The following is a 14,379-nucleotide window of genomic DNA, read 5'->3' on the forward strand; positions in this document are numbered from 1 at the left end:
CAGGTCATGACGGAGCTTCCAGCTACGGCGTCAGCGCCTTCAATTCCGTCAACAGCTTGTCGACGAAGTCGTTGAGGTTCGGCATTTTCACGCGCTTCAATCTTTCCGCCGTGAGGATAGCGCGCAGCCGCTCGAAGCTCTTCTGTAGGTCGCGGTTGACCAGGATGTAATCGTATTCGTTCCAGTGCTGGAATTCTTCCGCGGCGTTGCGCAGGCGCTGCGCGATCACCGCTTCGCTATCCTCGGCGCGGCGCACCAGGCGCGACTTGAGATCCTGCGCCGTCGGCGGCAGCACGAATACCGTGACGACGTCGTCACGCATCTTTTCGATGAGCTGGCGCGTGCCCTGCCAATCGATGTCGAACAGCACGTCGCGGCCTTCCGACAGCGCCCGCTCCACCGGTTCACGCGGCGTGCCGTAGTAATTGCCGTGCACCTCGGCCCATTCGAGGAGTTCGCCGTGGTCGCGCATCGCCTCGAAGCGCGTCTTGGTGACGAAGTAATAATGCGTGCCCTCGATCTCGCTCGGCCGCTTCTGCCGCGTCGTCGCCGAAATCGACAGCGTCAGCTTGCCGGGATAGTCGATGTTTTCGCGCTCGAGCAGATTGCGCGTCAGCGTGGTTTTGCCGGCGCCGGATGGCGACGACAGCACCAGCATGATGCCGCGGCGTGTGATGTCGGGTTCGTCGTTCATTCCAGGTTTTGCACCTGCTCGCGGAACTGTTCGACCACGGTCTTCAATTCGAGGCCGATATTGGTGAGTTCGACGTCGTTGGCCTTGGCGGTCAGCGTATTCGATTCGCGGTTGAGTTCCTGCGCCAGAAAATCGAGCCGGCGGCCGACGGGCCCGCCCTCGGAGAGCAGCTTGCGGACCTGAGTGCCGTGCGAGGCCAGCCGATCGAGCTCCTCCCGGATATCGGCCTTGCTCGCGAGCAGAAGAGCCTCCTGATAGAGCCGGTCGCTGTCGAAGCGTTGCGAGGCATCCATCAGCGCCGCCACCTGTTCGGCGAGACGCGCCTTGATCGCTTCGGGCTTGCGGCCCGGCGCCGCCTCGGCGCGGGCGGCAAGCGTCGCGATCTCGTTGAGCCGTGTCGTCAGCAGTTCGCCGAGCGTGGCGCCCTCGGCGCGGCGCATCTTGACGAGATCGGCCAGCGTGGCGTTGAAGCCGGCGGTGATCGCCTGCTCGGCGGCGCGGCGCTCCTCCGGCTTTTCGTCGTCTTCGCTGAGTTCGAGAACGCCCTTCAGGCCCAGAATGCCGTCGAGCGTTGGCCGGCCGGCGCCGACGACGCGATTGTCGATCTGGTCGAGCGTGGCGATGATCGCCGACAGCACCGGCTCGTTGATCTTCACGGTCGGCGCCATGCCTTTGCGCTCGACGCTGAGGTTGCCATAGACGGTGCCGCGCGCCAGCGCATCGTTCGCCGCCTTGCGCACCGCGACCTCAACCGCGTCCCAGCCCGGCGGCAAACGCAGCCGGACATCGAGGCCCTTGGCGTTCACCGATTTGAGTTCCCAACTCCAGGCATAGGTGCCGGTCACGCCCTGGCCACGCGCGAATCCGGTCATGCTCGACAGCGCCATAGTTCTTATTCTTTCGTCTTCGATCGCGACAAATCCGGCGCGACCATAGAGCAAATCGCGGCGGCGTGGGAACGGCGCCCGGCGCAAAAATCGGAGAAGGAAACCACTTCGTTACCGCCGCGCGCCGCTCTTCGGCTTGGCGGGTTCGACCGGCTTGGCTGCTTCCGGCGGCTTCGGCGTTTCAACCGGCTTTGCGACGTCGGCCGGCACGGTCCCTGCAGGCGCGGCGGCGCCGCGCTCGATCGCGCGCAGCTTGGCCACGTTCTTCTGGTGCTCGGCATAGCTGTCCGAGAAGACGTGGCCACCGGTGCCGTCGGCGACGAAGTAGAGCTCTTTGGTGCGCGCCGGATTGGCAGCGGCCTCGAGCGAGGCGCGGCCGGGATTGGCGATCGGGCCCGGCGGCAGTCCTTCGATTGTATAGGTGTTGTAAGGCGTCGCCTGCTCGATCTCGCTCTTCATGATCGGCCGGCCCAGCGCGCCCTTTCCGCCGGTCAGGCCGTAAATGATGGTCGGATCCGACTGCAGCCGCATCTTTGCCTTGAGGCGATTGACGAACACGGCGGCAACGCGCGTGCGCTCGTCATCGCGGCTGGTTTCCTTTTCGACCAGCGAGGCCAGCGTCACCAGTTGCTCCGGAGTCTGCACCTGGCTCGGCAGATCCGACGAGCGCCGCGCCCAGACTTCCTGCAGCACGCGCTTCTGCGCCTGCTCCATGCGGCCCAGTATCTGCTCGCGCGACATGCCGCGCGTGAATTTATAGGTCTCCGGCAGCAACGAACCTTCGCGGGGAATTTCCTTGATCTGCCCCGACAGCGCATCGGTCTCCAGCAGACGCTGCACGATCTGTTCGGAGGTGAGCCCTTCCGGCACGGTGAAGGCGTGCTGCACCACCTTGCCTTCGCTCAATGTTTCAACGACGTCGGACAGACTCGCGTGCTTAACGAACTTGTATTCGCCATGCTTCAGCGTCAGGCCGCGCGCCTTCAGCACCATGACGCCGCCGAAGAAGACATAGGGCTGATCGATCACGCCCTCACGCTGAAGAAGATCGGAGATGTCCTTGACGCCGTAGCCCGAGGGAATGTTGACGATCTTGTCGTCGCTCAACGGACCCGGCTGGTCGAACTTCTGCTTGCCGATGAACAGGCCGCCGCCGATGGCGACGGTGATGATGACGAGCAGCGTGAAGATGGCATTGCCGAACACCACCATCGGATGGCGCGCGCGAGCTGAAGCGCGGCGTGGTCCCGGCACCTTCTCGGGTTCAAGCGCCGCCCGCGGGCTGCGCGGCGGCTTGCCAATGGGCGGCGGCACGGCCGTCGCGGCGGCTCGCGCAAAGGGCCCGCGCCGCGTCGGCGCCGAAGCCGCTGCGTCAGGACCGTTCTGGTCTGGTGGAAGTCCCGCGGTCAAAGTCTGCTCTCGCTCGTTCTTCCAGTTGGCCGCCCGCCGTTACCCGATCGTCCCGGTCGCCCGTCACTACGATCCGGAAGCCATGCCGGATAGCTGTGTCCGCACCGCGGCGGAAGTTGGCTGCCAACGCGACACGCCGGCCGGCTTCCAAGCGCCGGACGGTAACCCGCCGGGGCAAAATTAGCAGCAGATTGTTCAGGTTAGGAAGAAATGTGGCGAAAGCGCGGGACTTCTCCACGGCCCATATCACGGGCCCCATCTGGCACGGTCCGGCCGCGATTCGCCCCGTGCGACACCGGCCCATGCGTCCGGCGCGACCGCACCGGCCACGGCCGGTGCTAACCGTTGTAGCGGCTGAAGATCAGCGAGGCGTTGGTGCCGCCGAAACCGAACGAGTTCGACAGCGCCACGTTCACCTCGCGCTCACGCGCCTTGTGCGGCACCAGATCGATCGGCGTCTCGACCGACGGATTGTCGAGATTGATGGTCGGCGGCACGACCTTGTCGCGGATCGCCAGGATCGAGAAGATCGCCTCGACCGCGCCGGCGGCGCCGAGCAGATGACCGATGCACGACTTGGTCGACGACATGGAAATGCGGCCGGCGGCATTACCGACGAGGCGCTGCACGGCGCCGAGTTCGATCTCGTCGCCGAGCGGCGTCGAGGTGCCATGCGCATTGATGTAATCGACGTCATCGGCGCTGAGATTGGCGCGCTTCAGCGCCATCTTCATGCAGCGATAGGCGCCATCGCCATCGGGCGCCGGGGCGGTGATGTGATAGGCATCGCCGGAGAGACCATAGCCGACGAGTTCGGCGTAGATCTTGGCGCCGCGCGCCTTAGCGTGTTCGAGTTCTTCGAGAATGACGGCGCCGGCGCCCTCGCCCATAACGAAGCCGTCGCGCGCCTTGTCGTAGGGACGCGACGCCCGCGTCGGCTCATCGTTGAAGGCCGTCGACAGCGCGCGCAGCGCGGCAAAGCCGGCGAGCGAAAGACGATTGACCGGAGATTCGGCGCCGCCGGCGACCATCACATCGGCATCGCCGAGCGCGATCATGCGCGCCGCATCGCCGAGGGCATGCGCGCCGGTCGAACAGGCCGTGACCACGGCGTGATTGGGGCCCTTGAGGCCAAACTCGATCGAGACGAACCCCGAGGCGAGATTGATGATGCGCCCGGGAATGAAGAACGGCGATACCCGGCGCGGACCCTTTTCGTGCAGGATGACCGCGGTCTCGGCCACGCCTTCGATGCCGCCAATGCCGGAGCCGATCAGAACGCCGGTCGAAACCTGTTCTTCCTCGGTCTTGGGATGCCAGCCGGCGTCGTCCAGGGCCTGCTTGGCCGCGCACATCGCATAAACGATGAACTGATCGACCTTTCGCTGCTCCTTCGGCTCCATCCACTGGTCGGGATTGTAGGTGCCGCCGGTGCCGTCGCCACGCGGAATCACGCAGGCGATCTTGGCCGAAAGATCGGACACTTCGAACGTGTCGACCTTCTTGGCGCCGCTCTCGCCCTTGATGAGGCGAGACCACGTTGGTTCGACGCCGCAACCCAGCGGCGTGACCATTCCCATTCCGGTGACGACAACTCGCCTCATACCCGGCTCCGCGCAATGTGACGAAGGCACGGCGCTACACCGGCTTCGGCCGTCGTGAACGGCCTAAGCACCGCGCACCGCACATCGCCGGCCAAACGATGGCCGTAGTAACGACGCTGGTCCATAAAGCTGGAGAGCGGCCGCGGCGTCAGTTCGACACGCAGCGTTTCAGCTCTTGGCGTTCTTTTCGAGGAACTTGACCGCATCGCCGACGGTCAGAATCGTCTCGGCGGCGTCATCGGGAATTTCGCAACCGAATTCTTCCTCGAAGGCCATGACGAGCTCGACCGTGTCGAGGCTGTCGGCGCCAAGATCATCGATAAAGCTTGCCCCTTCGGTCACCTTGTCGGGCTCAACGCCCAGGTGCTCCACGACGATCTTCTTCACCCGCTCGGCAACGTCACTCATCGGTCAAACCTCGTGCTTTTTCAGATTAGGCTGCGTCCCGGTCGGTTCACAGCCATCGCGCTTCGGCCTCGTCGTGGTGACAGTGGCGTGACGACTCGCATCGCGGATACCTTCAAGCCTTCGCCTTCAGACATCCAGGATCGGCCGCCCCAGCCGGGCCGAAATTCGGTTACCACACTTCAAATGCGTTGACTAGCAGCCCCAGTCTAGTCGGTAGAGGGCTGAAAAGCCACACGAATTCACCTCTCAACAGCCCCGGAACGCTGGGCCGCCCACTGCCCCCAGGCAATGGCCGCCCGCCCCCTAGAACATGGCCATGCCGCCATTCACGTGAATGGTCTGCCCGGTCACATAGGCCGCTTCGTCGGAGGCCAGATAGACCGCCGCAGCCGCCACGTCCAGCGGCGTTCCGAGTTTCCCCGCAGGAACCTTGGACAAGATGGTTTCGCGCTGCTTGTCGTTGAGCTTGTCGGTCATCGCCGAGGTGATGATGCCCGGCGCGATGCAGTTGGCCGTGACATTGCGCTTGGCGTATTCGGCGGCGACCGCCTTCATCATGCCGACCATGCCGGCCTTCGACGCCGTGTAGTTGCCCTGGCCCGGATTGCCGGTGAATCCGACCACCGACGAAATGCCGATCACACGCCCGAAGCGGCGGCGCATCATGCGAGACACCGCGGCGCGCGTCAGGCGGAAGGTCGCGGTCAGATTGACCGCAATCACCTTGTCCCAGTCTTCGTCCTTGAGCTGGACGAACAGGTTGTCCTTGGTGATACCGGCATTGGCGACGAGGATGTCGAGCTTCTGCATCTTCTCTTCCGCCGCCGGCACCAGCGCCTCGACCTGCTCGGCGTTGGACAGATCGCAGGGCAGCACGTGGACGCGGCTGCCGAGTTCACCGGCGAGCTTGTCGAGCACGTCCTGACGCGTGCCGGAGATGGCCAGCGTGGCGCCCTGCCCATGCAGCGCGCGCGCGATCGCCTCGCCAATGGCGCCGGTCGCGCCGGTGACCAGCGCGGTTTTTCCGTCCAGATTAAACATCAGCCATTTCTCCCGGCTTTAAAGGCTGCGACGTCGTCGGGCGTGCCGATCGACGTTGTGGTCGCACCTTCCGCGATACGCTTGTTGAGACCGGCCAGCACCTTGCCGGCGCCGACTTCGTAGAACTTGGTGACGCCCTGCGATGCCATGTAGGCAACGCATTCGCGCCAGCGCACGGTGCCCGTGACCTGCGCGACCAGCGATTTGACGATGTCGCCGGGCTCGCTGAGCGGGCTCGCGGCGACGTTGGCAACCACCGGCACCGCCGGTCGGTTGACCTGCACCTTTGACAATGCGTCGGCCATGACGTCGGCGGCGGGCTGCATCAATGCGCAATGGAACGGCGCGGACACCTGCAGGAGCATGGCGCGCTTGGCGCCCTTGCCCTTGGCGATATCGACGGCACGTTCGACGGCGGCCTTGTCGCCGGAGACCACGACCTGGCCGCCGCCATTATCGTTGGCGGCCTGACAGACCTGCCCCTGCGCTGCTTCGGCTGCAACGGCTGCGGCAGCATCAAAATCCAGACCGATCAAAGCCGCCATGGCGCCAACACCGGCGGGCACCGCCTTCTGCATCGCCTGCCCGCGCGTGCGCAGCAGCCGCGCCGCGTCGGAGATCGAGAAGGTGCCGGCCGCGGCCAGCGCCGAATACTCGCCGAGCGAGTGGCCGGCGACGAATTTGGCGTCGCGCGCCAGGTCGAGCCCGGTTTCGGACTGCAGCACACGGAAGGTCGCGAGCGACACGGCCATCAGCGCCGGCTGTGCGTTCTCGGTCAGCGTCAGCGTCTCGATCGGACCCTCGAAGATCGTGGTGGAAAGCTTGGCGGACAGCGCCGCATCGACTTCGTCGAAAACAGCCTTGGCGGCCGGGAAATCGTCGGCCAGCGCCTTGCCCATGCCGACCGTCTGGCTGCCTTGGCCTGGAAATACGAATGCGACCGTCATGGTCCTCTTGCCGCCCCTGCTCGCTGTCGGAAAACATCGGCTTGCGGAAGAGCGCTTGCATGCGCGCCGAAGCCGGGGCCGAAAAACACGTCCCATCGCGGGATGTCAACCGGGCTTGTTCCCGCCGGCCGGCTCGGTAACCAACCAAAAAGACTCTGCCGCTAGTGTTTTTGGCTTCTTAGCCGCCGCCGAGCATCGGTCCCGGCGTCGCGGAGCGCTGTATGGTCGACCTGGTCACCGAAGACGACATCGAACGGGCACGGAACGACCCCGGTTTTCGCCAGGAACTGCTGGCGAAAAACCTGGAGCAGTTGCTGGCCGCCCTCAATACGATGCGCCGGAACAACGGCGACCGCGACCCGCTCGGGGCCAAGCAGATCCGGGAGGGTGTCGATCTTGCCGTCCAGCTCGCCGGCCGGCTGCAAAAGGCCCCGTAAGGTGGCCTGATACAGCCTGGGTCTGGCCCGCAAAACTTGCGTTTTCGGCGAAACTCCCTATAAACCCGCAATCTTCCGTCGCTCCTGGTTGGGGACTGAACGGACGGCCGCAAATCCTGAGCACAAGCAAAGGTTTACGGTAGGGCTCACAAGGCCCGGCGTCCCGTGTTTCCGCCTTCTGAGCAAATCGAGCCTTTCCCGAAGGGCTCGAAGGGCTAGGCGCCAGGGCAACGGATATGGGCAAACCAAGGGAAAGGCATTTCATGCCATTGTACGAACACGTCTTCATGGCGCGGCAGGATCTCAGCCCGCAGCAGGTTGAAGAACTGACCGCCAAGCTGACCGGCGTCATCACCGAAGGCGGTGGCAAGGTCACCAAGAGCGAGTATTGGGGGCTGAAGTCCCTCTCCTACCGCATCAACAAGAATCGCAAAGCGCACATGACGCTGCTCAACGTCGAGGCGCCGTCGGCGGCCCTGACCGAGATCGAGCGTCAGGAGCGCATCAACGAAGACGTGCTGCGCTATCTCACCATCCGCGTCGAAGAGCTGGAAGAAGGCCCCTCGGCAATGATGCGCAAGTCGGATCGCGACGATCGCGGTGACCGTGGCGATCGTGGTGACCGCGGCGGTTTCGGCCGTGGTGATCGCGACCGCGAGCGTCGGCCGCGTCGCGACGACGATGCTGCTGCTGAAATCGGTGGGGAGGAATAAGTCATGGCTTTCGGTTCTTCACAGGGTGGCGGCCAGCGCCGTCCGTTCTTCCGCCGTCGCAAGACCTGCCCGTTCTCGGGCGCCAATGCGCCGAAGATCGACTACAAGGACGTGAAGCTGCTGCAGCGTTACGTCTCCGAGCGCGGCAAGATCGTGCCGTCCCGCATCACCGCGGTGTCGGCCAAGAAGCAGCGCGAACTCGCCCAGGCGATCAAGCGTTCGCGTTTCCTCGGCCTGCTGCCTTACGTGATCCGCTAACTGTTGTGCTCATTCCGGGACGCGCCGTAAGGCGCGCCCGGGATACATAACCGCGGTCAACTATGGATCCCGGGCTCGCGGACTTCGTCCGCGCTCCGGATGACGAACAAAACGAGGCGTCCGGATTCGATCCGCGCGCCGATGGTTGGGACGGACGGTTCTGCTGAAGAACATGATCCGTCTCTAACCGCCTCGAGGCGGGACAGCTCGGAATGCTGCAAATTGGCTTCATAGGATTGGGTTCGGGCGCGGCGGCAGCGTTGCTGTTCGCCTCGGTGACGTCGGGCACGGCGTTGTCGATCCCGCTCGCCTATCTGGCGCCTCTCCCGCTGATGATTGCCGCGCTCGGCTGGAGCCACTGGGTGGCGCTTGCAGGCGCGTTGATCGGCGGCTTTGCCATCTGGCTGTTTTTCGGCACGCTGTTCAGCGTCGGCTTCCTCGCAGGCATCGGCCTGCCCGGCTGGTGGCTCGGCTATCTCTCCATGCTGGCCCGGCCGGTCGGCAACGGCGGGCCGGCCTCGCTCGAGTGGTATCCGCCGGGACGCCTGGTGATCTGGTCGGCGGTGCTCGCCGCGGCACTGGTTCTGCTCGCGATCATCTCAGTGGGTTTTAACGCGGACGACTTCCGCGAAACGCTGCGCGCCGCCTTGCGCGAGGTATTCAGAATCGCGGCCACCGAAGGCGGCGACACCGGTCTGACGACGCTCCGCAACCCCGATCGGGTGGTCGACATTCTCGTCGTTGCCCTGCCACCGGCCACCGCGGTGATGGCGACCATTACCAATGCTCTCAACCTCTGGCTGGCGGGGCGCATCGTCAAGTTCTCCGGACGATTGACCCGGCCTTGGCCGGTGCTTGCCGACATGACATTTCCGCCGCGCGCCGCCGCGGCGCTCGCCATCGCGGCCGGGCTGTCGTTTGTCGATGGCCTCATCGGCATCGTAGCCGGTGTCATCGCCTCGAGCTTGCTGATGGCTTACGGCGTGCTCGGCTTTGCCGTCATGCACTCGGTTACGCGCGGCCTGTCGAGCCGCGGCTTCGTGCTCGCCGGCGTTTATGCGTCGGTTTTGATCTTCGGCTGGCCGGTGCTGGCGCTGTGCATCATCGGACTGTCGGAAACCTTCTTCCATTTCCGCGCGCGTGCCGCCGTAAAACGCGGCCCGCCCGCATCGACCTGAACTGCAACACACCGATCGAAACGATCAAACGAGGAGTACTGACCATGGAAGTGATTTTGCTCGAGCGCGTCGGCAAGCTTGGAAAGATGGGCGATGTCGTCCGCGTCAAGGACGGCTATGCCCGCAACTTTCTGCTGCCGCGCAACAAGGCGCTGCGCGCCAACGCCGACAACAAGGCCCGCTTTGAAAGCATGAAGGCCGAACTCGAGACGCAGAGCCTCGAGCGCAAGGGCGAAGCCGGCAAGATCGCGGCCAAGGTGGACGGCAAGCAGTTCACCATCATCCGTCAGTCGTCCGAGACCGGCCAGCTCTACGGTTCGGTGACCTCCCGCGATATCGCGACCCTGATCTCGACCGATGGCCTGACCATCTCGCGCGCGCAGGTCGAACTCAACGCGCCGATCAAGGCGCTCGGTCTGTACAAGGTGGCGCTCGGCCTGCATCCGGATATGGACGTGTCGGTGACCGTGATCGTCGCCCGCAGCGAGTCGGAAGCCGAACGCATCGCCCGCGGCGAAGACGTCACCGTGCGCGCCTCGGTTGCCGAGGACGCGGAAGCCGAAGCCCAGGCCGCCCGCGAGCGCGCCGAGGCTCTGTTCGATGCCGAGAGCGAAGAGGCCGAGGGTGGCGAGGCGGAGGCCGAAGCTGAGACCGAAGCCCAGCCCGCCAAGGGCAAAAAGAAGGCTAGCGAAGAAGCCTGATCTTCAGGCGCATCGTTCGTCAGCAAATAACCCCGCCCGGTCGAACCGGGCGGGGTTTTCATTTTGGCTTATACCTGCGGGCGCTGGCTGCGGCAGATTACTCCGCCTTCGGCTTCTCCGCTTCGCTCTTCGGCTCGGGCTTCGCCTCGGATTTGGTATCGGATTTCGTTTCGCTCGCGGCCTCGGACTTCGCGTCCGACTTGGGCTCGGGCTTGTTCTCCGCCTTCGGCTCGGATTTGGCGCCGGACTTCCCCTCGTCCGGCTTCTTCTCCGACGGCTTGGCCGCGCGGCGGCTGCTACCGCGCCGGGTGTCCGCGCCCGCCGGCGCATCGCCGACCGACTGCAGGTATTTCGCCAGGATGGAGGCGGTCTCGCGGCTGGCCGTGTAATGTTCGCGCAGGAAACCGTCGAGCCCGAACACTCCGCCGCTCTTGCTGGCGAGCCCCTGCGGGGTCTTGTGACAGAATACGCAATTGGACGCGAAAAGCTGTTGGCCCGATTTGCCCAGATCGAGGTTTTCCTGGGCGCATGCGGGCGCCGTTATCGCCAGTACGCCAAGGGTCACGCCAAGGCTTAATCCGCGTGTGTAAGACGTCATTGCCGCCAATCCTCTTGATCTTCGCTTGATCGCTATCACGCCGCCCGCCTTAAGGCGGCACCGTCTACACCCATTCTCGGCTCAAGTCGCCGCCCAGATCGCACCCTCACCACGTCTGGCGTCACCGGCCCGCAACGGCGGCCGCCCCCGGTCCCATGGGGCTGCCCCCCACCCCGGACAAGGGACGAAATTGCATGCAGCGCCACGATTTGTGGCATTGCTGCGACAAAAAGTCTTTGGTTGAATAGGTGTCCTGAAACCGGCAACCGACCGGCCGGTTTGAGGTGGGTTCACAACTCGATTGATGGGGCCGCCGATGGACCGGTTGCTTCAGTTTCTACTGAAATCGTTTATCAGCCGCGGCAATTTTCGGGTCACGACGTCCCGCGGCACGACTTTCACGTTTGGCGACGGCTCCGGGCCGCTGGTAGCGATCCGGCTGGTCACCCGCGCCGCCGAATGGGGAATCATTCTCGATCCCGAGCTCAAGTTCGGCGAGTCCTACATGGACGGCTCGCTGGTGGTCGAGCAAGGCTCGATCGCCGACGTCCTGTCGGTGGCCCTCGGCCAGAAAAGCGAGCTGCCGCAATGGGCCCGGCCGCAATTCCTCATCCGCTTCCTGTGGCGCCGCATCCAGCAGTTCAACCCGCGCAAGCGCGCGCGCAAGAACGTCGCCCATCACTACGATCTCGACGGCCGCCTCTACTCGCTCTTCCTCGACGCCGACCGGCAATACAGCTGCGCCTATTTCGAGCGGCCGGACCAGTCGCTCGACGACGCCCAGCTCGCCAAGAAGCGTCACCTCGCCTCGAAACTGCGGCTGACGCCCGACAAGAAGGATGCCCGCATCCTCGACATCGGCTGCGGCTGGGGCGGTCTCGGTCTCTACCTCGCAGAATTTGCCGGCGCTGACGTCACCGGCATCACCCTGTCCGAGGAACAGCACGCCATCGCCAACGAACGCGCCATGGAGCGCGGCCTGAGCGACCGCGCCCGGTTCCGCCTGCAGGACTACCGCGATCTGCATGACCGGTTCGATCGCATTGTCTCGGTCGGCATGTTCGAACATGTCGGCGTCAATCACTTCGAGACCTACTTTAACAAAGCCGCCGAACTCCTGAAGGACGACGGTGTCATGGTGCTGCATGCGATTGGCCGCTCGGAGGGTCCGAGCGTCACCAATCCATGGATCGCCAAATACATCTTCCCCGGCGGCTATATCCCGTCGCTGTCGGAGGTGCTGCCGCGGATCGAGAAATCGGGGCTGCTCGTCACCGACATCGAGATCCTGCGCCTGCATTACGCCGAGACGCTGAAGCACTGGCGCGAGCGCTTCCTCGCCCACCGCGAGGAGGTCGAGCGCATCTATGACCAGCGCTTTGTCCGGATGTGGGAATTCTACCTGGCCGCTTCCGAGATGTCGTTCCGCGAGCAGAACCTGATGGTGTTCCAGATCCAGATGACCAAGCGTCAGGACGTGGTGCCGATCACCCGCGACTACATCGTGCGCGAAGAGCAGCGCTTCAGGGCGCTCGAGGACAAGCGAATGGCGCCGTTGCGACTCGCCGGCGAGTAGACCGAGCGAGATTGGCGAGCAGATTCAAGGCCGGCGTCCAAAGCGCCGGCCTTTCTCATGACGCGTCATCGTCAACACAATTCCAAGGTTCGCTTCCTTTTACCGGTCCGCGCTGTGAACAACGGCTATAAGGCAAACGCGCCATCGCGCCGCCCGAACCGGCTGGTTAAGCAAGCGTGAACAAAAATCCGCCGCACCCGCGCCGCATCGAACGCCATGGCCCCAGTCGAATCAGTCTTGCGCAAACCGGTCGAGCAACCGGACCCGCTTTACCGCACTGCACCGCACAACATCGAGGCGGAGCAGGCGCTGTTGGGCGCTATCCTGATCAATAACGAAGCCTTCTACCGGGTCTCGGACTTCCTGAAGGCCGAACACTTCTTCGAGCCGATCCACAGCCAGATTTTCCAGATCACCGGCGACTTGATCCGCGCCGGCAAGGTGGCGACGCCGGTAACCGCCAAGACCTTCCTCGACGCCTCGATCAACGTCGCCGGCATGACGCTCAGCCAGTATCTGGCGCGGCTGGCCGCGGAAGCGACCACCATCATCAACGCCGAGGATTACGGCCGCACCATCTACGACCTGTCGATCCGCCGCGACCTGATCAGGGTCGGCGAGGACATGGTCAATGTCGCCTATGACGCGCCGGTCGATTTCGCGCCGCGCGCGCAGATCGAAGACGCCGAGCGCAAGCTGTTCGAACTCGCCGAGGTCGGCCGCTACGACGGCGGCTTCCAGCGCTTCGGTCAGGCGCTGACCACCGCGGTCGATATGGCGGCGCATGCCTATCAGCGCGACGGCAAACTGTCCGGCATCGCCACCGGTCTGGCCGATCTCGACCGCATGATGGGCGGCCTGCAGCCCTCCGACTTGATCGTGCTCGCCGGCCGTCCCGGTATGGGCAAGTCGTCGCTCGCCACCAATATCGGCTACAACATCGCCAAGGCCTATGTCGGCGAGGTCAAGCCCGACGGCACGATGAAGGCCGTCAATGGCGGCATCGTCGGCTTCTTCTCGCTGGAAATGTCGGCCGAACAGCTCGCCACCCGTATCATCGCCGAGCAGACCGGCATTCCGTCGAACCAGATCCGCCGCGGTTCCATCGGCGAAGCCGACTTCGAGCGCATCAAGGATGCCTCGATCGAGATGCAGAACATTCCGTTCTTCATCGATGAGACCGGCGGCCTGTCAATCGCGCAACTGTCGGCGCGGGCGCGCCGTCTCAAGCGCCAGCGCGGCCTCGATCTGCTGATCATCGACTATCTTCAACTCCTCACCGGCTCATCGAAGCGCTCGTCCGAGAACCGCGTGCAGGAAATCACCGAGATCACCACCAAGCTCAAGGCGCTGGCCAAGGAATTGCAGGTCCCGGTGATGGCGCTGTCGCAGTTGTCGCGTCAGGTTGAAAGCCGCGAAGACAAGCGCCCGCAGCTCTCGGACTTGCGTGAATCGGGCTCGATCGAGCAGGACGCCGACGTCGTGATGTTCGTCTATCGCGAAGAATATTATCACGTCATGCGCAAGCCGCTCGAAAGCGACCGCGAGAAGTTCGCCGCCTGGATGGCCGAAGGCGACAAGGTCGGCGGCAAGGCCGAGTGCATCATCGGCAAGCAGCGCCACGGCCCGACCGGCACGGTCGAACTCGGCTTCGACGGCGCCATCACCAAGTTCTTCTCCCTCGCCCCGGCCGATCATCTGCCCGAGCGGATGGAGTAAGCGAAGGCGCCGTAACAGACTCCGTTCGTTCCCGCGAAAGCGGGAACCCAGGGGCGACATCGTTGACCTTGCGCGTTTGGTTCTAGGTCACCGCGTTCGCGGGGACGAACGGCGATTGAACGCGGGCCCGAAATCCGTAACCCCAAGCCCTTCGCGTCTGGATTCCGGCCCGGCGCGTTAAACGCGCGTCCCGGAATGACGGCGTGAG

The 14,379-nt window shown here is 64.3% G+C and carries 15 protein-coding genes; 7 read left to right on the forward strand and 8 right to left on the reverse strand.

The window, feature by feature from the left end; all coding sequences use genetic code 11:
* Positions 1-22 precede the first annotated feature (22 nt).
* From gmk to fabD, 7 genes are all read right to left on the reverse strand, one after another.
* Entirely contained in the window at positions 23-694 is a 672-nt protein-coding gene (gene gmk / locus ASD45_RS10770) for a guanylate kinase (protein WP_056911479.1), read from the reverse strand.
* Positions 691-1,581, reverse strand: coding sequence for a YicC/YloC family endoribonuclease (locus ASD45_RS10775; protein WP_056911480.1), 891 nt, complete (start codon positions 1,579-1,581; stop codon positions 691-693). Before ASD45_RS10775 ends, gmk begins: the two co-directional genes overlap by 4 nt.
* 111 nt (positions 1,582-1,692) lie before the next feature.
* Complete coding sequence (gene mltG, locus ASD45_RS10780; RefSeq protein WP_156380801.1) at positions 1,693-2,895, reverse strand: endolytic transglycosylase MltG; 1,203 nt, start codon at positions 2,893-2,895, stop codon at positions 1,693-1,695.
* Positions 2,896-3,329: 434 nt separating this feature from the next.
* Positions 3,330-4,595 (reverse strand): beta-ketoacyl-ACP synthase II, encoded by a 1,266-nt coding sequence (fabF, locus tag ASD45_RS10790; RefSeq protein WP_056911483.1) that lies wholly within the window; start codon positions 4,593-4,595, stop codon positions 3,330-3,332.
* Positions 4,596-4,763: 168 nt separating this feature from the next.
* Positions 4,764-5,003, reverse strand: coding sequence for an acyl carrier protein (locus tag ASD45_RS10795; protein ID WP_056911484.1), 240 nt, complete (start codon positions 5,001-5,003; stop codon positions 4,764-4,766).
* A 303-nt stretch (positions 5,004-5,306) separates the two neighbouring features.
* Positions 5,307-6,044 (reverse strand): 3-oxoacyl-[acyl-carrier-protein] reductase, encoded by a 738-nt coding sequence (fabG, locus tag ASD45_RS10800; protein WP_056911485.1) that lies wholly within the window; start codon positions 6,042-6,044, stop codon positions 5,307-5,309.
* Positions 6,044-6,991, reverse strand: a complete 948-nt coding sequence (fabD, locus tag ASD45_RS10805) for an ACP S-malonyltransferase (protein ID WP_056911486.1) — start codon at positions 6,989-6,991, stop codon at positions 6,044-6,046. Before fabD ends, fabG begins: the two co-directional genes overlap by 1 nt.
* A 221-nt stretch (positions 6,992-7,212) precedes the next feature.
* On the opposite strand from fabD, the gene ASD45_RS10810 reads away from it, so the two are divergent.
* The 5 genes from ASD45_RS10810 to rplI all read left to right on the forward strand — a co-directional run bounded on the left by ASD45_RS10810 (position 7,213) and on the right by rplI (position 10,278).
* A complete protein-coding gene (locus ASD45_RS10810) occupies positions 7,213-7,428 on the forward strand; it encodes a hypothetical protein (protein ID WP_056911487.1) in 216 nt (71 codons plus the stop codon).
* Between the two features lie 263 nt (positions 7,429-7,691).
* Positions 7,692-8,141 carry a 30S ribosomal protein S6 gene (rpsF, locus tag ASD45_RS10815; protein ID WP_056911488.1) on the forward strand — a complete coding sequence of 150 codons (450 nt, stop codon included), beginning with the start codon at positions 7,692-7,694 and terminating at the stop codon, positions 8,139-8,141.
* A gap of 3 nt (positions 8,142-8,144) precedes the next feature.
* Positions 8,145-8,399, forward strand: coding sequence for a 30S ribosomal protein S18 (gene rpsR, locus ASD45_RS10820; protein WP_056911489.1), 255 nt, complete (start codon positions 8,145-8,147; stop codon positions 8,397-8,399).
* 212 nt (positions 8,400-8,611) lie between these two features.
* On the forward strand, positions 8,612-9,577 hold the full coding sequence (locus ASD45_RS10825) for a DUF2232 domain-containing protein (RefSeq protein ID WP_082540782.1): 966 nt from the start codon (positions 8,612-8,614) through the stop codon (positions 9,575-9,577).
* Positions 9,578-9,621: 44 nt separating this feature from the next.
* Positions 9,622-10,278 carry a 50S ribosomal protein L9 gene (gene rplI / locus ASD45_RS10830; protein WP_056911491.1) on the forward strand — a complete coding sequence of 219 codons (657 nt, stop codon included), beginning with the start codon at positions 9,622-9,624 and terminating at the stop codon, positions 10,276-10,278.
* Positions 10,279-10,375: 97 nt separating this feature from the next.
* Here the strand turns inward: rplI and ASD45_RS10835 are convergent, their stop codons facing one another.
* Positions 10,376-10,915, reverse strand: coding sequence for a hypothetical protein (locus ASD45_RS10835; RefSeq protein ID WP_162249410.1), 540 nt, complete (start codon positions 10,913-10,915; stop codon positions 10,376-10,378).
* 277 nt (positions 10,916-11,192) lie between these two features.
* Between ASD45_RS10835 and ASD45_RS10840 the strand changes: the two genes are divergently transcribed.
* Together ASD45_RS10840 and ASD45_RS10845 are read left to right on the forward strand one after the other, a co-directional pair.
* Positions 11,193-12,452 (forward strand): cyclopropane-fatty-acyl-phospholipid synthase family protein, encoded by a 1,260-nt coding sequence (locus ASD45_RS10840; protein ID WP_056911493.1) that lies wholly within the window; start codon positions 11,193-11,195, stop codon positions 12,450-12,452.
* A 216-nt stretch (positions 12,453-12,668) separates the two neighbouring features.
* The gene (locus tag ASD45_RS10845) at positions 12,669-14,171 is read left to right on the forward strand and encodes a replicative DNA helicase (protein ID WP_056911494.1); all 1,503 of its coding nucleotides are present in this window, start codon (positions 12,669-12,671) and stop codon (positions 14,169-14,171) included.
* The last annotated feature ends 208 nt before the right edge of the window (positions 14,172-14,379 follow it).

The sequence above is a fragment of the Pseudolabrys sp. Root1462 genome (assembly GCF_001426945.1).
In the GTDB taxonomy this organism is placed as follows: Bacteria; Pseudomonadota; Alphaproteobacteria; order Rhizobiales; family Xanthobacteraceae; genus Pseudolabrys.